Annotated in this window: 17 protein-coding genes; 3 read left to right on the top strand and 14 right to left on the bottom strand. The window is 68.6% G+C overall.

Translation table 11 applies throughout. The annotated features are described in order from the left end of the window. From GV790_RS31005 to GV790_RS06730, 10 genes are all read right to left on the bottom strand, one after another. A partial coding sequence (locus GV790_RS31005) for an AAA family ATPase (protein WP_256673084.1) occupies window positions 1–2,457 on the bottom strand: 2,457 nt, incomplete at its 3' end. Window positions 2,458–2,661: 204 nt separating this feature from the next. Beyond that, complete coding sequence (locus tag GV790_RS06770) at window positions 2,662–3,081, bottom strand: DUF1707 SHOCT-like domain-containing protein (RefSeq protein WP_163811637.1); 420 nt, start codon at window positions 3,079–3,081, stop codon at window positions 2,662–2,664. Window positions 3,082–3,211: 130 nt separating this feature from the next. Further along, window positions 3,212–3,661 (bottom strand): DUF350 domain-containing protein, encoded by a 450-nt coding sequence (locus GV790_RS06765; protein WP_163811635.1) that lies wholly within the window; start codon window positions 3,659–3,661, stop codon window positions 3,212–3,214. A gap of 50 nt (window positions 3,662–3,711) precedes the next feature. After that, window positions 3,712–4,878: a glutathionylspermidine synthase family protein gene (locus GV790_RS06760; protein ID WP_163811633.1), complete on the bottom strand. Its 1,167-nt coding sequence runs from the start codon at window positions 4,876–4,878 to the stop codon at window positions 3,712–3,714. After that, on the bottom strand, window positions 4,878–5,621 hold the full coding sequence (locus GV790_RS06755) for a hypothetical protein (RefSeq protein ID WP_256673114.1): 744 nt from the start codon (window positions 5,619–5,621) through the stop codon (window positions 4,878–4,880). The genes GV790_RS06760 and GV790_RS06755 overlap by 1 nt, the downstream gene beginning before the upstream one ends. Before the next feature lie 27 nt (window positions 5,622–5,648). Further along, window positions 5,649–5,933, bottom strand: coding sequence for an acylphosphatase (locus GV790_RS06750; protein WP_163811631.1), 285 nt, complete (start codon window positions 5,931–5,933; stop codon window positions 5,649–5,651). Then, window positions 5,933–6,433, bottom strand: a complete 501-nt coding sequence (locus GV790_RS06745; RefSeq protein ID WP_163811629.1) for an OsmC family protein — start codon at window positions 6,431–6,433, stop codon at window positions 5,933–5,935. Before GV790_RS06745 ends, GV790_RS06750 begins: the two co-directional genes overlap by 1 nt. Window positions 6,434–6,497: 64 nt before the next feature. After that, entirely contained in the window at window positions 6,498–7,205 is a 708-nt protein-coding gene (locus GV790_RS06740; protein ID WP_163811627.1) for a response regulator, read from the bottom strand. Window positions 7,206–7,269: 64 nt separating this feature from the next. Continuing rightward, window positions 7,270–9,885, bottom strand: coding sequence for a sensor histidine kinase (locus tag GV790_RS06735; protein ID WP_163811625.1), 2,616 nt, complete (start codon window positions 9,883–9,885; stop codon window positions 7,270–7,272). Further along, window positions 9,882–10,037 carry a hypothetical protein gene (locus GV790_RS06730; protein WP_163811622.1) on the bottom strand — a complete coding sequence of 52 codons (156 nt, stop codon included), beginning with the start codon at window positions 10,035–10,037 and terminating at the stop codon, window positions 9,882–9,884. Before GV790_RS06730 ends, GV790_RS06735 begins: the two co-directional genes overlap by 4 nt. Window positions 10,038–10,497: 460 nt before the next feature. On the opposite strand from GV790_RS06730, the gene kdpA reads away from it, so the two are divergent. Genes kdpA through GV790_RS06710 form a run of 3 tightly spaced genes read left to right on the top strand, consistent with a single transcriptional unit; the run spans window position 10,498 to window position 15,201 of the window. Then, window positions 10,498–12,168 (top strand): potassium-transporting ATPase subunit KdpA, encoded by a 1,671-nt coding sequence (kdpA, locus tag GV790_RS06720; protein ID WP_163811620.1) that lies wholly within the window; start codon window positions 10,498–10,500, stop codon window positions 12,166–12,168. After that, a complete protein-coding gene (gene kdpB, locus GV790_RS06715) occupies window positions 12,168–14,315 on the top strand; it encodes a potassium-transporting ATPase subunit KdpB (protein ID WP_163811617.1) in 2,148 nt (715 codons plus the stop codon). Before kdpA ends, kdpB begins: the two co-directional genes overlap by 1 nt. A 16-nt stretch (window positions 14,316–14,331) precedes the next feature. Further along, the gene (locus tag GV790_RS06710; RefSeq protein ID WP_163811971.1) at window positions 14,332–15,201 is read left to right on the top strand and encodes a potassium-transporting ATPase subunit C; all 870 of its coding nucleotides are present in this window, start codon (window positions 14,332–14,334) and stop codon (window positions 15,199–15,201) included. A 90-nt stretch (window positions 15,202–15,291) separates the two neighbouring features. Here GV790_RS06710 and GV790_RS06705 read toward each other — a convergent pair whose 3' ends face one another. The 4 genes from GV790_RS06705 to GV790_RS06690 all read right to left on the bottom strand — a co-directional run bounded on the left by GV790_RS06705 (window position 15,292) and on the right by GV790_RS06690 (window position 19,725). Continuing rightward, window positions 15,292–16,395 carry a winged helix DNA-binding domain-containing protein gene (locus tag GV790_RS06705; RefSeq protein ID WP_163811616.1) on the bottom strand — a complete coding sequence of 368 codons (1,104 nt, stop codon included), beginning with the start codon at window positions 16,393–16,395 and terminating at the stop codon, window positions 15,292–15,294. 46 nt (window positions 16,396–16,441) lie between these two features. Next, a complete protein-coding gene (locus GV790_RS06700) occupies window positions 16,442–17,962 on the bottom strand; it encodes a PstS family phosphate ABC transporter substrate-binding protein (RefSeq protein WP_163811614.1) in 1,521 nt (506 codons plus the stop codon). A gap of 113 nt (window positions 17,963–18,075) precedes the next feature. After that, the gene (locus GV790_RS06695; RefSeq protein ID WP_280211773.1) at window positions 18,076–19,137 is read right to left on the bottom strand and encodes a PHP domain-containing protein; all 1,062 of its coding nucleotides are present in this window, start codon (window positions 19,135–19,137) and stop codon (window positions 18,076–18,078) included. A 6-nt stretch (window positions 19,138–19,143) separates the two neighbouring features. Then, on the bottom strand, window positions 19,144–19,725 hold the full coding sequence (locus tag GV790_RS06690; RefSeq protein ID WP_163811612.1) for a dihydrofolate reductase family protein: 582 nt from the start codon (window positions 19,723–19,725) through the stop codon (window positions 19,144–19,146). Between the last annotated feature and the right edge of the window lie 10 nt (window positions 19,726–19,735).

The following is a 19,735-nucleotide window of genomic DNA, read 5'->3' as shown; positions in this document are numbered from 1 at the left end:
GCTGTGGTCGACTGCGCCGATATCGTGCACGCCGCCGTCGCCGCACTCACGGCCGCCGTCGTCGATGCCGGATTGTTCGAGTTCGGCGTGACGCAGCCGGTCCTCGAGTTCGGCGAGCGAGGCGAGCGCCTTCTCCCTGCCGTCTTCGGCTTCGGCGCGCTGGGCGGTGAGCCGATCGATATCGGCATGCGCGCCGCGGGCGGTGTGGCCGAGCCTGCCGAGCCGCTCGTAGATCGCGACCAGGGCTTGATCGGATTCGTGCAGGGCCATCAGCGCGTGATCGACGGCGTCCTTGCGATCGGCTTGTTCGGCGAGCGCGCCGGCCAGGGCGGCCTCTAGCTCCTCGGCCCGGCGCTTGGCCGCGATCAATTCGGCTCCGGCGGCGTCGATATCGGCCTGGATCTCGAGCTGGCTCGGTGCGCGGTCCGATCCGCCGAGCACCCATCCGGTGCCCGCGAGATCGCCGTCGGTGGTCACCGCCCGCAGCTGCGGGCGCGCCGCGAGCAGTTCGGCGGCGGCGGCGAGATCCTCGACCACGACGACGTCGGCGGTGAGTGCGGCGACGGCGGCGTGCACGATATCGGCGCAGTCGACCACAGCACCGAGCCACCGCGCGCCCGCGGGGAGCGTCCCTCCGTCGGCCTCGGCGGCGGTGCGAGCGGGCCTGCGCTCACCGGTCGAGTCGGCGCCCTCTCCGGTCGATCCGGCGGCCTCGGCGTTCGCATCGGCGGATCCGGCCCGCGCCGCACCCGTGCCGAAGACCAGCGCGGCCCGGCCCCCGTCGGCGGCCTTGAGCGCCTGCACCGCGGCATAGGCGGTACTGCCGGAAGCAGCGGCGACGGCATCGGCGAGCGGTCCGAGCACGGCGGCAACGGCTGCCTCGAATCCGGGATGTACCCGGATCAACGTCGACAGCGGGCCCAGCAGATCCGCGCCGTGATGTTCGGTGAGCCAGCCCGCACCGTCACGACGCGCCAGGTTCATGCCGAGCGCTTCGATCCTCGCCGTGAGCGAGGCGACCCGCTTGCCGGCGTCGCGATCCTGTTCGCGCAGTTCGTCGACGCGCTGATCGGCCAGTTTCAATGCCTGCACGGCATGTTCGTGTTGAGCGTCCAGGCCCGCCTCACCGGCGTCGAGATCGTCGAGTTCGGCTTGCACCGCATCGAATTCCTCCTGGGCGGCCTCACCGCGCTGCCTGGCCTCGGCGATGGCCACCGACAACCGGGAGATCTCGGCGTCCACCGATTGCGCCCGGGTGCGCAGGGTGTCGACCTGCCCGGACAACCGCGCCAGCCCCTCGCGCCGGTCGGCGATGGCCCGGACGGCGGCCAGATGGGCCTGCTCGGCGGCCTTGGCGGCGTGTTCGCGTTCGGCCAGTGCGTCGCGGGCCGCCTCGAGCGTTTCGGCGGCCATCTCCACCGCTTCGCGCAGTTCGGCCTCCTCGGCTTCCACACGATCGGCTTCGGCCTCGAGCTGATCGGGGTCGCGGCCGGTGCCCACGGGGGCGCTGGTGTCCAGATGACGGGCCCGGTCGCCGGCGATGCGGATGGTCGCGTTGACCCGTTCGGCCAGCGCCGACAGCTGGAACCACAGCTGAGCGGCGGCCTCGGCGCTCGGGGTGAGCTTGCCGAGCTGGAATTCCTGCTGGGCGAGTGCGGCGTTGGCGGCGTCCAGTTCGGACTGCACGGTGATCTGCTGTTCGCGCGCGTATGCCTCTTTGCTCTGCTGGCTTTCCAGCTCGCGGCGCCTGGTCACCAGGTCGTCGGCGGCCAGGCGCAGCCGGGCGTCGCGCAGGTCGGCCTGCACGGTCTGGGCGCGCCGGGCGACCTCGGCCTGCCTGCCGAGCGGTTTGAGCTGACGGCGCAGTTCGGTGGTCAGGTCGGTGAGCCGGGCCAGATTGGCCTGCATGGCGTCGAGCTTGCGTACCGCTTTTTCTTTGCGTTTGCGATGCTTGAGCACGCCGGCGGCCTCTTCGATGAACGCGCGCCGGTCCTCCGGGCGCGATTCCAGGATCGCCGAGAGCTGGCCCTGACCCACGATGACGTGCATTTCCCGGCCGATGCCGGAGTCGCTGAGCAGCTCCTGCACGTCCATCAATCGGCAGGAGCTGCCATTGATCTCGTACTCACCGGCGCCGTCGCGGAACATCCGCCGGGTGATGGAGACCTCGGCGTAATCGATGGGCAGCGCGCCGTCGGAATTGTCGATGGTCAGCGTGACCTCGGCGCGGCCGAGCGCGGCCCGGCCCGCGGTACCCGCGAAGATGACGTCCTGCATCTTGCCGCCGCGCAGCGCTTTGGCACCCTGCTCGCCCATCACCCAGGTGAGCGCGTCGACGACATTGGATTTCCCGGACCCGTTCGGACCGACCACACAGGTGATCCCCGGCTCGAACCGCAGCGTCGTCGCGGACGCGAAGGACTTGAACCCTTTCAACGTCAAGCTCTTCAGATGCAAATCCGGCGACCTTTCCGTGTACTGCCGTGGAGAGCACTGGCCCGGCACCGCCCCGTCGTATCCGGCGACCAGTCATGGTAGCCGCCCGCGACGGAGCGCGGTCCACCCCAGGCTAATCACCGGCCGCCGAATCCCCGGCATTTCACCGGCGGCGCCGGGCCGCCGAAGCGGCAGTACAGCACACCGGCAGCATCCGCTGCCCGGTCAGGCCGAGCGGCAGGACCGCCCGGATTCGAATCCGGTGAGCGCGCGGAAGGCGAGCACCGCACCCCATGGTCCGATCACCCAGATCGGCCACGGGTAGGTGAATTCGCCGGCTGCCAGCGAGATGGTGCCCCAGATGACCAGCACCAGCACGCTGACCGACACCCAGGAGGCGGCTTCGATGCGCTGCCAGATCGGAATGCGTGGCCGCTGCGGCTGCTCGGCGCGCACCTTCGGCAGCTTCGGCAGGTCCGAGAGCACCAGGGCGAGATCATCGCGGGTGGTGGTGGCCCACACCGTCGCCACGCGCTGGTCGTACTCGGCGAGGTCGAGCCTGCCGTCGGCGAGATGCCTGCTCAGCAACTCCGCGGTCTGGGCGCGTTCGGCGTCGGAAGCGCGGGTACCCGGCGAGATGTCCATAGCTGCTCCTCATGACAGGGCCCGCATGCGAACGATCGAGCCACATTCCACTGTGGAATGCGCACCTAGAATGCGCCTTCCACAGTGGAATGTCAAGGGTCGCCGTGGCGACTCGAGCCGTCAGCTGCGATCAGAGAATGGCGAAGGCGACGACCAGACCCAGCGCGAAATGCGCGGCCGCCACGATCAGTGCTTCGATGGCGAACCGGTCCGCGTGCATGACCGCACCGATATCGATGCCGATCGCCTTCTCCACCACCCGCACCGAGACGATCTGCGCGATGATGCCGACCAGCCCGAAGACCGCCGCCGCGATCAAACCCTCCAGCAGCCTGCCACCCGCCGAGAAGATCGCGAGGACCACGATGAACGCCATGCTGATCATGCCCGCGGCGGTCACCACGATGGCATTGGGCCTGCCCTCCGCCACCAGCGCCCGCAGCCGGCCAGGAGTGGTGAGATCGATGCCGTAGAAGCCGATCACCATCAGCACCAAGCCGACGACGGCGTAGAGCAGGATGGCCCCCACGCCGTCCGCCAGCGAACTCCAGTAGCTCGAATCGAGGGCCAGAGCGGTCATCGTGATCCTTCCGAGGGACGTCGAATGCGAGCGCGGTGCGCCCACGCAATCTATTCGGTGCTGATCCGATGCGGTACGAAGGCAGCGCCGTCGTCGGTGATCAGGCCCGCGGTCTCCCGGATACCCAGTCCCGCCGCTTCGTCGCCGACCACCCAGGTACCCAGCACCGGACGCATGTCATCGAAGACGGGCAGCGGATCGAGCAGTTGGTAGACGTAACCTTCCTCGCCGTACACCCCGCCGGTGGCGGTTTCCAGACCGGCACCGACGATCGTCATATTCGCGCCCTCGCGGCCGAGCTTGGGTTTGCGGATGTATTCGGTGAGCTCATTCGGCTGATCGAGATAGGCGGGCAACAGGTTCGGGTGGCCGGGATACATCTCCCACAGCACGGCCAAAATCGCCTTGTTGCTGAGCAGGGTCTTCCACAGCGGTTCGATCCATGCGGTCTCGGGCAGCGAGTCGACCACTCGCTTACCGAATTCGTCGTCGAGCACCCATTCCCACGGATACAGCTTGAAGATCGCCTCGATCGGCGCCTCGGCCAGATCCACGAACCGGTCCAGTTCGATGTCGTAACCGACTTCCTCGATGGGCAGTGCGATGGTGTCGAAGCCGGCCTCGGCGGCGGTTTCCTGCATGTAGGCGGTGGTGACGTTGTCCTCGCCGGTGGCGTCGGCACCGGACCAGGTGAAGTGCAGATGCGCACCGGGCAGCGCGTCGCGCAGGTCCGTCCAGCGTTGCACCAGCTTCTCGTGCAGCGAATTCCATTGATCCCCACCGGGATAGCGATCGGTGAGCCAATGCCACTGCACGATCGCCGCTTCCAGCAGTGAGGTCGGGGTGTCGGCGTTGTACTCGAGCAGCTTGGCCGGGCGCCGCGCGTCGTAGCGCAGGTCGAAGCGGCCGTAGACATACGGGTCGCCACGACGCCAGGATTCGGCGATCGGCCCCCAACTCCATTCGGGCAGGCCGAAATCGCCGAAGCGCTCGGTGAGCACGACGTGTTCCACGGCGTGCAGGCACATCGAATGCAGCAGTTCGACATCGGCTTCCAGCGCGAGGATCTCGTCCATCTCGAACTCGTAGTGCACCGATTCGTCCCAGTACGGCCGCGGGTTACCGCTGGCGTCGCGGCCCGGCGCACCATAGACGAGGCCCTGGTCCTCGGTGATCTGCTGCCAGCCGGGACGCGGGGTATCGCGGACCCGCCGCATCAGGAACCTCCGCCCGATTTGCTGCCGAGGCCACCGCGCTGGATGACGGTGCCGCTCTTGGTGGTGATCTCCGCGCCCTTGGGTTTGACCGTGGTTCCGCCGGTGGGCGGTTGGCCGACGGTGTTGTTGCCGCCGTAGTAATAGCGGTACTGCATGCCGTTGTAGATGAAGATCCCGCCGACGCCGGCATGGCCTGCCGAGCTCGCCCGGCCGCAGCGATCGTCCTCGACCACGGTCTCCTTGCCGTTGTCGTCGATGACGGTGCAGTAGGCGGTGACCCGGTCCGGCGCGGCCACCGCCCGGTAGGCCAGATAACCGCCGCCGACCAGGGCCGCCACGCCGACCACAGCGGCGCCGCCGATCATCACGCGCTTGCGGGTGCGCCGAGCCGCTTCCTCGCGGGCGGCCGCGGCCTGCGCCTCGGCCTCGGCCTTCCTGCGGGCTTTGTCCCTGGCCCGGGCCTCGGCCACAGTGGGAGGGCGCGGCTGGGTCACGCCGGGTTCCTGGCGGCTGATGCTGCCGGGACGGGGAGCCGGGCCCGGCGACGGCTGCGGTCCCGACGGCTTCGACAGCGAAGGCCGCCCGGACTCCGGGTGGTCGGAGTGCTGCTCCGGCCCCGGGCGGCCGGGTTCCGGCTGAGCAGGCGGCTGCGACGGTTCCGGCATCCCGGACGGGCACTGCTCGGCGTCACCGCCCGCACGCCCGTCCTCGGGTCCGCCCGCAGTATTCGGAGTGTCGCTCATCTATGCTCTCCTCCCCGCCCGGTCGATCTAGCGCTCCTCGAATCCGTTCAGATCGCCGCGCGCGGGCTCCCAGTTCTCCACCACCAGGGTGACACGGCCGGGTGTTTCGCCGCCGCGAAGCAGCGCCAGCAGTCGTTCGCAGGCGGCTTTCGGACCCTCCGCGACGACGTGCACCCGCCCGTCGCGGGCATTGGTTGCGTGCCCGGTGAGGCCGAGTTCCAATGCGCGCGAACGGGTCCACCAGCGAAAGCCCACGCCCTGCACCAGGCCGTGCACCCACGCGCTGAGGCGAACCTGCGGATCGTCCGGCATCAGTCGGCGGTGTCGATATCGAACGACAGGGTGACGTTGGTGCCCGCCTTCAGGGTGCGCCCGACGGTGCACACCTTGTCGATGGCGCGCTGCACGGTGACCAGCAGCCGCTCACGAGCTTCGGGGTCGAGTTCGCTGAGGTCGAGTTCGAAGACCTCGTCGAGCTGCGGGTAGACCTCGTTCTCGCGATCGGCGGCACCCGAGACGCGGATGGTGGCGTCGTAGTTGTCGCCGAGCCGGCGCGAGAGCGGGAAGTCCGAGCTGAGCCCGGAGCAGGCGGCGAGCGCGATCTTCAGCAGCTCACCCGGGGTGAACACGCCCGGCACGTTCTCCGATCCGATCAGCACCTCGGCCCCGCGCGAGCTGCGGCCGGTGTAGCGCCGGGTGCCGGTGCGCTCGACCCACAGGGTGGTCGATCCGGGTGCGGCGTGGTTCGTGGACGCGGTGGTGCCCGCGGGTGCGGCGGTGTCGGTCACGGGTGCGGCGGTGTGTTCAGCCATGGGCACGATCCTGCCATCTCGGTTCGGGGGCGATGCACGCCTGCCAACATCGGGGCCCGCGCGCTCATTCCTGGAAGCGGTAGCCCATGCCCGCTTCGGTGAGCAGATGCTTGGGCCGCGAGGGATCGTCTTCGAGCTTGCGCCGCAGCTGAGCGAGGTAGACGCGTAGATAGTGGGTCTCGGTGGCATAGGACGGACCCCACACCTCGCGCAGCAGTTCACGCCGCCCCACCAGCTTGCCGCGATGGCGCACCAGCATCTCGAGCATGCCCCATTCGGTGGGCGTCAGATGCACGTCGGCGCCGTTCTTGGTGACCTTCTTCGCCGCGAGGTCGACGGTGAAGGAGGCGGTCACCACCACCGGATCGCCGGAGTCGCCGTCGGTGGCGCCGCGCCGCACGGCCGCGCGCAGCCGTGCCAGCAGTTCGTCCATGCCGAACGGCTTGGTGACGTAGTCGTCGGCGCCGGCGTCGAGCGCCTCGACCTTGTCGGAGGAGTCGGTGCGCGCCGACAGCACGATCACCGGCGCCGAGGTCCAGCCGCGCAGGCCGGCCAGCACATCGATGCCGTCCATATCCGGCAGCCCGAGGTCGAGGATCACCACATCCGGATGCCGGTCCGCGGCCACCCGCAGCGCGGCCGTCCCGGTGCCCGCGGTGAAGACCTCGTATCCGCGCACGGACAGGTTGATGCGCAGGGCACGCACGATCTGCGGTTCGTCGTCGACCACCAGCACCTTGGTGGCGATCGCGTCGGGCAACTTGTCGGTCATCGCGCTTCCTGGTCGAGTCGGAGGCACCGGGAGCCCCGGTGCGTGCGGACGGCGGCGGTGCTGCTCACGTCACCTCGGCGCGGTCGCTGCCCTGGGCCGGATCGTCGCCGCGCGATCGGCCCGCCGCGTCCATTGTCGCCGGGCGCGCACCGGGAGCGTCGCTGTCGCGCACCGCGTGCTGCGCCGGGGCCGCGTCCTCGCCGGCCGGCAGTTCGACGAGCATGGTCAGCCCACCACCGGGCGTCGGTTCGGCATGCACCGTGCCACCCATCGCTTCGACGAATCCACGCACCACCGACAGCCCGAGCCCGACGCCGGTGGTGTTGTCCCGGTCGCCGAGCCGCTGGAACGGTTCGAACAGCTGCTCTTCGGCGCCGGCCGGTATGCCCGGCCCGATATCGACCACGGCGATGGCGACCTTGCCGCCGTCGCGTTCGGCGGTGATCCGAATCGGCGTGTCCGGGGTGGAGTGGCGCAGTGCGTTGTCGATGAGGTTGGCCAGGACCCGTTCGAGCAGGCCGCCGTCGGCGCGCACCGACAGGGCGTCCACCTCGACCTCGACCCGGTCCATCGCCGCCCGTCGCAGCCCGCGCGCACCCATGCCGACGCCGACGAGCGCGCGATGCACCACCTCGTCCAGATACACCTGCCGCAGCTGCGGCGAGACCACCCCGACCGCCAGCCGTGAGGAATCCAGCAGGTTGCCGACCAGCGCGGTGAGCTGGTCCACCGATTCCTCCACGGTCTCCAGCAGTTCCGCGGTGTCCTCGGGCGAGAACTCGACGTCATCGGAGCGCAGGCTCGATACCGCCGCTTTCGCCCCCGCCAGCGGGGTGCGCAGGTCGTGGCTGACCGCCGACAACAGCGCTCGCCGCAGCCGGTCGGCTTCCAGCAGTGCCGCCGCCGCGCCCGCTTCCTCGGCCAGCCGCGCCTGCCGTACCAGTCCGACGGCCTGATTGGCCACCGCGGTCAGCACCGGGCGGTCCCCGGCGGCCAGTGGGTGCCCGGCCAGCAACAACCGGTGCACCGTATCGCCGGCTTCGATGGTGGTGTCGGCCTGATCCGGGTGGGCGGGTGGCTCGGCGCCTACGGCGGCCAGCACCTGCTCCCCCGCCACCAGCGCCACCGCCCGCATGCCGTAGGTCTCCCTGACCTGTTCCAGCAGCTTCGGCAGATCCGCGCCGTGCAGCACCGCACCAGCGAAGACGGTCAGCAGCTCGGCCTGCCGGGAAGCCTTGCGTGCCTGCCTGCTTCGTGCGGCCGCCCGGTCCACCAGCGCGGCCATCGCCACCGCGACGATGAGCAGTACCGCGATGGTGAAAATACTGTCGGGTTCGTTGACGGTGAGGCTGTAGCGCGGTTCAGCGAAAAACCAGTTCAGCAGCACACCCGACAGCAACGCCGACATCGCGGCGGGCAACACGCCGCCCAGCAGCGACACCAGCACCACCGCGACGAAGAACATCGCGCTGAGCCCACCCAATTCGAGCGCGCCGTCGAGGAACCAGGCACCGATCGCACACACCAGCACCGGCACGACCAGCGCTGCCAGCCAGGCCCAGACCGGGCGCCGCAGCATGGCCCTGGACCTGCGCAAGCCCCGGTTGGCTTCCTCATGGGTCACCATGTGGACGTCGATCTTGCCGGACTGCTGCACCACCGCGGAGCCGATGCCCTCGTCGAAGATGCGCGCCCAGCGGGAACGACGTGAGGTGCCGAGCACGAGCTGGGTGGCATTGACCTCGCGGGCGAATTCCAGCAGCGCCGCGGGCACGTCCTCGCCGGTCACGGTGTGCAGCGACGCGTCGAGGCTGGCCGCGAGTTCGCGCAACCTGGCCAGCCGCGCGGTCGATACCCCGGCCAGGCCGTCACCGCGCACCACATGCACCACGACCAGATCGGCGCTGGACTTGGTCGCGATCCGGCCGGCCCGCCGCACGATGGTCTCCGATTCCGGACCGCCGGTCACCGCGACCACCACCCGCTCGCGGGCCTCCCACAGTTCGGTGATCCGGTGATCGGCCCGGTATTTGGCCAGCGCGGCGTCGACCTGATCGGCCAGCCACAGCAGTGCCAGTTCCCGCAGCGCGGTGAGGTTGCCCGGCCGGAAGTAGTTGCGCAGCGCGGCGTCGACCTTCTCGGCGGCGTAGACGTTGCCGTGCGACATCCTGCGGCGCAGCGCCTCCGGGGTGATATCGACCAGTTCGACCTGTTCGGCGCCGCGCACCACCGCGTCCGGCACGGTTTCGCGCTGCTGGATGCCGGTGATCTGCTCGACGACGTCATTGAGGCTTTCCAGATGCTGCACATTGACCGTGGAGATCACGTCGATGCCGGCATCGAGCAGTTCCTCGATGTCCTGCCAGCGTTTCTCGTTCGTGCTGCCCGGTGCGTTGGTGTGGGCGAGCTCGTCGACCAGCACCACCGCGGGCGCGCGGCGCAGCACCGCAGCGACGTCGAGTTCCTGGAATGCGGTGCCACGGTATTCGATGATCTTCGGCGGAATCCGCTCGATGCCGTCCAGCAACGCGGCGGTCTTGGCGCGGCCATGGGTTTCGACGACGGCGGCCACCACATCGCGGCCGCGTTCCAGCCGCCGGTGCGCTTCGCCGAGCATGGCGTAGGTCTTGCCGACTCCCGGCGCGGCGCCCAGGTAGATCCGCAGATGCCCGCGCTTCACTCGTCCATCATCGCGCGTGGCGCCCGCGCTGCTCGGGCGGGGCGCACACGCAACACCCGCAGGTGGCGGCCTTCCTGTCGCACGCTGATCATGCGAAGGATCAGCGCACAACAGAGGAAGCCGAAAACGACCGCAACGGTCACAGCCGACACGAGGACTCCTTCCACAACCTGTGCACCGGTCGCGTGCGGGATTCCGACTGGCCGGTGTCCCACTTCTACCGCGCGTTTCGGGCGCGAGCCGCGTCTTTACGGTCTCCTTACGGCCTGGCCGTCGTCTTTGACAGCTTCCTTCCGGGTGACCGGATGAGGTGGTGTCAACAGAGCGCAAAAGCCCAGCCTATCGGCGCCAAGAAGTCGTAAGGAAAGGCCTCGAGGACCCTGCTGGGCGCTTGACTCGATCTCCGGCGCGCTTCACCAACGAAGCGCGAAGGAGGTCTGCAACTGATGTCTGTGGTGGTGTACGCCGTGCTGACGATCGCGCTCTTCGCGATTCTCGGCCTGATCCAGCGAGGGGTGGAGCGGCTGTGATCGCCAATCTCGTCGGCCTGGTGCTCGCTGTCGCGGTGGCCGGGTTCATGGTGGCCGCGCTGCTGTTCCCGGAGAGGTTCTAGTGAATACCACTACCGCGGGGATCGTGTTCGTCGTGTCCCTGATCGTCGCCCTGGCGCTGGTGCACGTGCCGCTCGGCGATTACATGTATCGCGTCTACAACGGCACCAGGCATTCGCGCTTCGAGCGCGGGGTGTATCGCCTGATCGGGGTGCAGCCGGAGGTCGAGCAGACCTGGCCGGTGTACGCGCGCAGCGTGCTCGCGTTCTCCGCGGTCGGTGTGCTGCTGCTGTTCGGATTCCAGCTGGTCCAGGGCGTGCTGCCATGGCATCTGAACGATCCGGGCACCGAGATGACCCCGGCGCTGGCCTGGAACACCGCGGTCAGCTTCGTCACCAATACCAACTGGCAGAACTACTCCGGTGAATCGACGCAGGGTCATCTGGTGCAGATGGCGGGTCTTGCGGTGCAGAACTTCGTCTCCGCGGCCGTCGGTATGGCGGTAGCGGTGGCGCTGGTGCGCGGATTCGCCCGCAGGCACACCGGTGATCTGGGCAATTTCTGGGTCGATCTGGTGCGCGGCACGCTGCGCATCCTGCTGCCGATCGCGTTCGTCTCGGCGATCGTGCTGATCGCCGGCGGCGCGATCCAGAATTTCCACGTGCACGATCAGCTCGCGCAGACGATCGCGGGCGGCGAGCAGACCATTCCCGGCGGTCCGGTGGCCGGCCAGGAGGTCATCAAGGAACTCGGCACCAACGGCGGCGGATTCTACAACGCCAATTCCTCGCATCCGTTCGAGAATCCGGCCACCTGGACCAACTGGCTGGAGATCTTCCTCATCCTGGTGATCAGCTTCTCGCTGCCGCGCACCTTCGGGCGCATGGTCGGCAGCCGCAAGCAGGGTTATGCGATCGTGGCGGTGATGGGCACGATCGCGCTCGCGAGCGTGACGCTGACCAATCTGTTCCAGCTCCAGCACCACGGCACCGTTCCGACGGCGATCGGGGCGTCGATGGAGGGTGTGGAACAGCGCTTCGGCGTAGCGAATTCGGCCACCTTCGCGGCGTCGACCACGTTGACCTCGACCGGTGCGGTGAACTCCTTCCACGATTCCTACACCAGCCTCGGCGGCCTGATGACCATGTTCAACATGCAGCTCGGCGAGGTCGCGCCGGGCGGAGTAGGCGCAGGCCTGTACGGCATGCTCATCCTTGCGGTGATCACGGTGTTCGTGGCCGGGCTGATGGTCGGGCGCACACCGGAATACCTCGGCAAGAAGATCACGCCGCGCGAAATCAAGCTGGCCGCAGCGTATTTCCTGGTGAGCCCGCTGATCGTGCTGGTGGGCACGGCGCTCGCGATGGCAATGCCGGGACAACGCGCGAGCATGCTCAACGCGGGGCCGCACGGATTCTCGGAAGTGCTCTACGCGTTCACCTCCGCCGCCAACAACAACGGCTCGGCCTTCGCCGGCCTCACCGGCAACACCGAGTGGTACAACACCGCACTCGGTCTCGCCATGCTGTTCGGTCGGTTCCTGCCGATCATTCTCGTGCTCGCGCTCGCCGGTGCACTGGCCCGCCAGGGCAGCACCCCCGCCTCGATCGGCACGCTGCCGACCCACCGTCCGCAATTCGTCGGAATGGTCGCCGGGGTGACGCTGATCCTGGTCGCGCTCACCTTCCTGCCCGCCCTCGCGCTCGGGCCGCTCGCCGAAGGAATCCACTGATGACCACCTCTGTCACCGAAACCCCCGGCCCCGCTCCGGCCCCGACCGCGAAACGCGCGGTGCCGCGCGGTGTGCTCGACCCAGGGCTGCTGCTGTCCTCGCTGCCCGAAGCACTGCGCAAACTCGATCCACGGACGCTGTGGCGCAATCCGGTCATGCTGATCGTCGAGGTGGGCGCGGTCTGGTCGACCGTGCTCGCGCTCGCGGACCCGAGTTTCTTCGGCTGGGCCATCGTGGCGTGGTTGTGGCTGACCGTGCTGTTCGCCAATCTCGCCGAAGCCGTCGCCGAAGGGCGCGGCAAGGCGCAGGCCGATACGCTGCGCAAGGCCAAAACCGATACCGTCGCCCGCCGGTTGCCGGGCTGGACGCCCGGTGCCCGGGTCACCGAGGAGCGGGTCGCCGCACCGCAGCTGCGCCGCGGCGATTACGTGGTGGTCGAGGCGGGTGAGGTGATTCCCGGCGACGGCGACGTGGTCGAAGGCATCGCCTCGGTGGACGAATCGGCCATCACCGGCGAATCCGCGCCCGTCATCCGGGAATCCGGCGGCGACCGTTCGGCGGTCACCGGCGGCACCACGGTGCTGTCGGATCGCATTGTCGTCGAGATCACCCAGGAACCGGGCGCGAGCTTCATCGACAAGATGATCGCGCTGGTCGAGGGCGCGAGCAGGCAGAAGACGCCGAACGAGATCGCGCTGAACATCCTGCTCGCCGCGTTGACGATCATCTTCGTGTTCGCGGTGGCGACCTTGCAGCCGATGGCGATCTTCGCCAAGTCGAACAATCCGGGCGTTCCCGACAGCGCGGCGCTGGACGCGCACGGGATCACCGGGATCGTGCTGGTGTCGCTGCTGGTCTGCCTGATTCCCACCACCATCGGTGCACTGCTGTCGGCCATCGGGATCGCGGGCATGGACCGGCTGGTACAGCGCAATGTGCTGGCCATGTCCGGACGCGCGGTCGAGGCGGCAGGCGATGTGAACACACTGCTGCTGGACAAGACCGGCACCATCACCCTCGGTAATCGGCAGGCCGCGGATTTCGTCGCGATGCCAGGCGTCTCCGCCGACGCGCTCGCCGATGCCGCGCAGCTGTCCAGCCTCGCCGACGAGACGCCGGAGGGCCGCTCGATCGTCGTGTTCGCCAAGCAGGCCTACGGTAAACGCGAACGCACGCCCGGTGAGCTGACCGGGGCGAGCTGGGTGGAGTTCACCGCGCAGACCCGCATGTCGGGCGTGGATCTCGCCGACGGGCGCAGCCTGCGCAAGGGTGCGGCGTCGGCGGTGACCGAATGGGTTCGGGGCCATGGTGGTTCGGTTCCCGACGAGGTCGGCGCGATCGTCGACGGTATTTCCGCCTCCGGTGGCACACCGCTGGTGGTGGGCGAGCTCGCCGGCGGCCAGGCCCGCCTGCTCGGCGTGATCCATCTCAAGGACGTGGTCAAGCACGGCATGCGGGAACGTTTCGACGAGATGCGCCGGATGGGCATCCGCACGGTGATGATCACCGGCGACAATCCGCTCACCGCCAAGGCCATCGCCGACGAGGCAGGCGTGGACGATTTCCTCGCCGAGGCCACCCCGGAGGACAAACTCGCGCTGATCAAGAAGGAGCAGGACGGCGGCAGGCTGGTGGCCATGACCGGTGACGGCACCAACGACGCCCCTGCGCTGGCCCAAGCCGATGTGGGAGTGGCGATGAACACCGGCACCTCGGCCGCCAAGGAAGCCGGCAATATGGTCGATCTGGATTCGGATCCGACCAAACTGATCGAGATCGTGGAGATCGGCAAGCAGCTGCTCATCACCCGCGGCGCGCTGACGACCTTCTCCATCTCCAACGACATCGCCAAGTACTTCGCGATCATTCCGGCGCTGTTCGTCTCCCTGTTCCCCGGCCTGGACGCGCTCAACATCATGCGGCTGGCGAGTCCGCAGTCGGCGATCCTGTCGGCGGTCATCTTCAACGCCCTGGTGATCGTCGCGTTGATTCCACTGGCGTTGCGCGGGGTGAAGTACCGGCCGAGCAATGCTTCCGCACTGTTGAGCCGCAACCTGCTGGTCTATGGCCTCGGCGGCATCATCGCGCCGTTCGCCGGCATCAAACTCATCGACCTCGTGGTCCACCTCTTCCCCGGGATGTCCTGATATGTCTGTGTTCTCGATGCGGAAAGCCACCTGGATCCGCCAGCATCTGGCCGCGGTGCGGGCGCTGCTCGTACTGACCGCCATCACCGGGATCGCCTATCCGCTCGCCGTGTTCGCGGCGGGCCAGCTGCCCGGATTGAACGGCAAGGCCGACGGTTCGCTGCTGTACGCGGACGGAAAACTGGTCGGCTCCAGCCTGATCGGCCAATCGTTCACCGACGCCGACGGCAACGCGCTGCCGCAGTACTTCCAGTCCCGCCCGTCCGCCGCGGGCGACGGCTACGACCCCATGTCCAGCTCCGCGAGCAACCTCGGCCCCGAGGACGTCGTGGACACCGCCGACCGCACCAGCCTGCTCACCACCGTGTGCGCCCGCAGCAAGGAGATCGCCGACCGTGAGGGTGTCGACGGTTCCCGCCCGTTCTGCACGAAAGACGGGGTGGGCGCGGTGCTGTCAGTGATCGGGCCGCGGGATGGCACCGGCGAGGTGAGCGCGCCGGTCCGGGTGGTCAGCGTCAACGAACTGTGCCCTGCCGAGCCGTTCGTCAGCAGTTACCTGGGTGTCCCGGTCGAATGTGCCGAACCGGGCGCCGACTACGCCATCGGCCGCATCGTCCCCATCCGCGGTGACGCACCCGATACCCCCGCCGTCCCCGCCGACGCGGTCACCGCGAGCGGCAGCGGCCTCGACCCGCACATCTCCCCCGCCTACGCCGAGATCCAGATCGCCCGGATCGCCGGCGCCAGGCATATCACCGAGGCCCAGGTACGCGCCCTGGTCGACGCCAACACCGACGGCCGAACACTCGGCTTCCTCGGCGAACCACGGGTCGACGTCGTGGAACTCAATCTCGACCTGGACCGCACCTACCCGTTCCCGAGCTGACCGGCAGACGCTCGGGGGCCGTCCACCCCCGAGCGGTTCCGCCGCCCGCCCGTCCGGGTCGTCCGGGCGGGCGGTGCTCGCTCGCCGCACTCACGAGCCGTTCAGCTCCGACCGGTCGATGACGATCTCGCCGGTTCCTCCCGGCAGGATGAACGCGATCAGCGCGGCGGCTTCATCGAGCACTGACTGCTCGGTGGCGGCGGTGAACGGATGCCACGGCACGATCCGGATCGTGGCACCGTCCAGCAGCCATCGTCCGTGCACGAAACCGTCGACCAGGTAGGCCGGGATCCCGGCGGATGCTTCCTTGGCGGTGCGGCGGCGGTCCGCTTCGGCGATCACGCGCCGCCGGTCCTTGTGTCCGAGCAGCGCGTTGTCGAACGCGGGCAGGAAGCGGACCGGGACGGGGAGGTCGCCGGCGGCAATGGGGGCATCCGGGACGTCGAAGAGCTCGCGGCCCTCCTCGTCCCGCAAGACCCGCAACCGCGGACGCAGGCGGGCGATCACCGCGGCGAGCCGGGTGGTGCCGGACCACGCCTGGATATCGGCGACCGTCGCAGGACCGAAGGCGGCAAGGTAGCGCAGCACGAGGGTGTCGAGGTCGGCCTCGGCGAGCGGTGCGCCGATCCATTCGTCGGCAAGACCGACGGTGACGTAGCGATTGCGCCAGCGGCCCCACGCCCCCGTCTCCGCGCTGTGTGCCAGCGGAACCAGCACCTCGACGGTGTCGGCGAGGCGGCGGGTGTGCCGGTCGGGGAAGTGTTCGGCGAGCAGCGTGCCGAGTTCACCGCGCGCGAGCATGCGCCCGGTGAGCAGGCGTCTGCCGTGCGCAGCCAGGGCGGTGAGGTCGATCCCTTCGATCTCGTCGCGGTAGTAGGCCGCTTTCAGCAACGACTCGACCCACGGCTGCATCGTGGGGCGCAGCCAGCGGTAGTCCTCGGCGGTGGCCAGGTGCATGGTGCGCCGGATCATGGTGGAACGCACCACTTCCTGGTCCCGCAGCAGCCCTTCGAGATCGGCGTGCCGGAATCCGTCGACCCGCGCCCACAGCCCCACATAGGGCCAGTTCGGTTCCTGCCCCTGCACCGCCACCAGATGCCGGATCACCTCGAGCGGCGCGTCGTCGACGCGTTCGGCCAGCCGCTGCCGCACCAGCAACGTCCGGTTCAACTCACGTAACGACAACTCCCGCATGATCGACGATTATGGCCGTCCCCACCGACAGGTCCGGCCATCGAACTCACGGGAACGGACGGCACATCGACGGGTAGGCCAGATCTCGGCACGGCATGTTCCCGGCGGCCCGGATCACGTCTTCCCCGCCGGCTTCGGTGAGGAACCGCAGGAAGCTCGCACCCAGCGAGCCGGGCGCGAAATCGCCGTAGCTGTAGGCGTACTCGATGCCCCAGAACGGGTACACGCGGTTGGCGGCCGCCTCCCGGGTGGCCTGCTGGCCGTTGATGGTCACCGTCGCGACCTGCGTGGATTCGGCGGCGTCGGCGTGCTCGGCGTAGCCGACGGCGCCCGGCGTCTCCGCCACCGCGGCGAGCATGTCCTTGGTGACGGCCACATCGCAGCGGCCGGGGCCGGGCTCGCGGCGAATCTCCCGGCAGGTGGCATCGCGGGCGGGCGGCTGCTCGCCGTCGAGCAGCCGGGTCTCGAAGGTTCGCCGCGTCCCCGAGCCCGGATGCCGGTTGATCAGCCGCACCGGCAGATCCGCCCCACCCAGCTCGCTCCAGTTCCGCACCCGCCCGGCATACAGATCGCGGATCTGCTCGACGGTCAGATGCCGGACCTTCGTTCCGGGGTGCACGATCACGCTGAACAGCGAGAGGGCCAGCGGCCGCTCCACCAGCTCCGGATAATCCAGCCCCATCGGGCCGTCCGCGATCGCGAGCAGCCCCGGATTGTCGTTGCCCTCCGATTCCAGCCGGTTCATGCCCGGTTCGCTGCCCTCGAAGGCGAATTCGAAGGTGGCGCCACGGCAGCTGTGTTTATAGACGTCGGCCGCCTGGCGAATCACCTGTTCGAACGCGGTCGACCCGACCACCGTCAGCTTTCCGTCGGCGCATCCGAGCGGCGCCTTCCCCCGTTCGACCGCCGCGACGATGAATTGCGCGACGATCACCACCACCAGAAACGCGATGAGCGCGATCATGAACAACGGAATGCCGGTCTGGCTGCGGGTTTCGGTGACCCGGCCGCCCTTGATCATGCCCTGCAACCGCGGCGGCGGATACTCCCCCGTGCCCGCCGACCGCTGCAGGATGGCCAGGATCTTGTAGTGATCGGCCCGGTTCAGCGGCACCCGGGGCAGGTCGATGATCCCGACATTGTCGGAGGTCTCCCGCACCGCGATACCCGAATCCGGTTCGAGCAGATCGCCGAGCGCGGGATCGCTGAGTTCGGTGACGGCCATACCGATCACCCGCCGCTGCGGGAACCGCAGGTGCAGCCCGGCGCGACCGTTGTCGGGAACGCCGTAGTCGGCACTGTCGAGCGAGGTGGCACCGCTGTTCTCGATCCGCATCAGGACCACCGACAGGTCTTTCAGATCGGGACTCGCTCCGTCGGCCTGCGGGCGCAACTGGGGCAGTACACCGGGAAACACCGATTCGATCTCACCGGTGACCGGCGTATCCATCTGCACTCGATAGCCGAGCTGTTTGCGCCCGACGAAGACGAACTCCCAGAGGAAGGCCCCGACCGGCACCGCGATACCGATGAGCGCGAGCACGATCTCTAGCGGAAAACCGCCCACTGAACTGTCCCTCCCCAACGAGAATGCGTGGCAATCATTTTCGGCCGCGCCCGGCGCAATTCACCAGCGTCGGCCGAAATGTTCGCCAACAGTTAATCAAACTCCGCGCGCGATCAGGCCCCGGTTTGCCGCGTCCAGGCCAGCAATTCGTCCACCGGCCGGGTATTGATGACGCGTTCGGGTGGCACCTCGTTGGCGACGGCACGGGCACAACCGTAGCCTTGCCAATCCAATTGGCCGGGCGCGTGCGCATCGGTGTCGATGGCGAATTCACAACCGATCTCGACCGCGAGCCGCATCAACCGGCTCGGCGGATCCTGCCGTTCCGGCCTGCTGTTGATCTCGACCGCGGTGCCGAAGCGCCGGCACGCCTCGAAGACCAGTTCGGCGTCGAAATCCGATTCCGGCCGGGTGCCGCGCCCGCCGAGCACCAGCCGGCCGGTGCAGTGGCCGAGCACATCGACCAGTGGATTGGCGACGGCGTAGACCATGCGTTTGGTCATGGTCTCGCGGTCGTCGCGCAGCCGCGAATGCACGCTGGCCACAACGATATCCAGCTCATCGAGCAGGGCGGGGTCCTGATCGAGGCTGCCGTCGTCGAGGATGTCGACCTCGATGCCGGTGAGGATGCGAAACGGCGCGAGTTCGGCATTGAGTTCGGCGATCACGTCGAGCTGACGCCGCAGTCGTTGCGCCGAGAGTCCGTTGGCCACGGTCAGTCGCGGCGAATGATCGGTCAGCGCACAGTATTCGTGGCCGAGCGCGGCGGCGGTGCGCATCATCTCCGCGATCGGGCTGCCGCCGTCGGACCAGTCGGAGTGGGTGTGCAGGTCACCGCGCAGCAGCCGGCGCAGCGGCCTGCCCTCGATGCCGATCGGCTCGGCGGCGGCCCGCAGCTCGGTCAGGTACCGCGGCACCACACCGGAGTACGCCTGCTCGATGACGGCCGCCGTCTTCGGTCCGATGCCCGCCAGCTCCTGCCAGCTGCCCGCGGCCTGCCTGGCGGCACGTTCGTCCTCGCTGAGCCCGGCGACGATATCGGCGGCCCGCCGATAGGCCTGCACCCGATGCGTTTTCGCGCGCTCGCGCTCGAGCCAGAAGCCGATCTCGCGCAACGCGGCCACCGGCCCCGGCACCTCGGCCGGGTCCGGTGTTCCGGTCGGATCGCCGCCCACCTCGGCCTATCGGATCCTGGCGTATTTCACGAAGGCCACGCCGTCCTCGAAGACCTGGCTGGTGATGACCCGGAACCGGGTCGGCTCGGGCAGCTTGGGTCCGTCGCCGAACAGCGAACGGCCCCGGCCGAGCACGATCGGATACAGCTTGAGGAAGATCTGGTCGATCTCCGGCAGCAGCACCTGGGCCAGTTCGCCGCCGCCGCACAGCCAGATGCCGAGCCCCTTGTCGCGTTTGAGCTCGCGCACCGTGGCCAGCGGGTCGGCGGAGATCAGCTCGACCGCCGGGTCAGGGCTTTCGGTCATGGTCGTGGAGACCACGAACTGACGCAGATGCGCGTACGGGCTGGAAGTACCGGTACGGACCCCGAAATCGTGGGTCTTACGGCCCATCAGCACCGTATCGAAGTTGGCGTTGCGCTTATCGATCCCGAGCGCCTCGCGCACTTTGGTCGGCAGCGTTTCCGGGTACTGCGCCGTGATCGCCGGGCCGTGGTCGCCGCCCACCGGGAAGAAGTCGACCGACCCTTCCTCGGTGGCGATGAACCCGTCGATGGTGGATGCGACGTAGTAGGTGAGCTTGCGCATGTGTCCTTCC

Origin of the sequence: Nocardia cyriacigeorgica (assembly GCF_010858045.1) — a bacterium.
Lineage (GTDB): Bacteria > Actinomycetota > Actinomycetes > Mycobacteriales > Mycobacteriaceae > Nocardia > Nocardia cyriacigeorgica_E.
The sequence above is the reverse complement of the archived record's forward strand: the minus strand, read 5'-3'. Positions and strand labels throughout refer to the sequence as shown.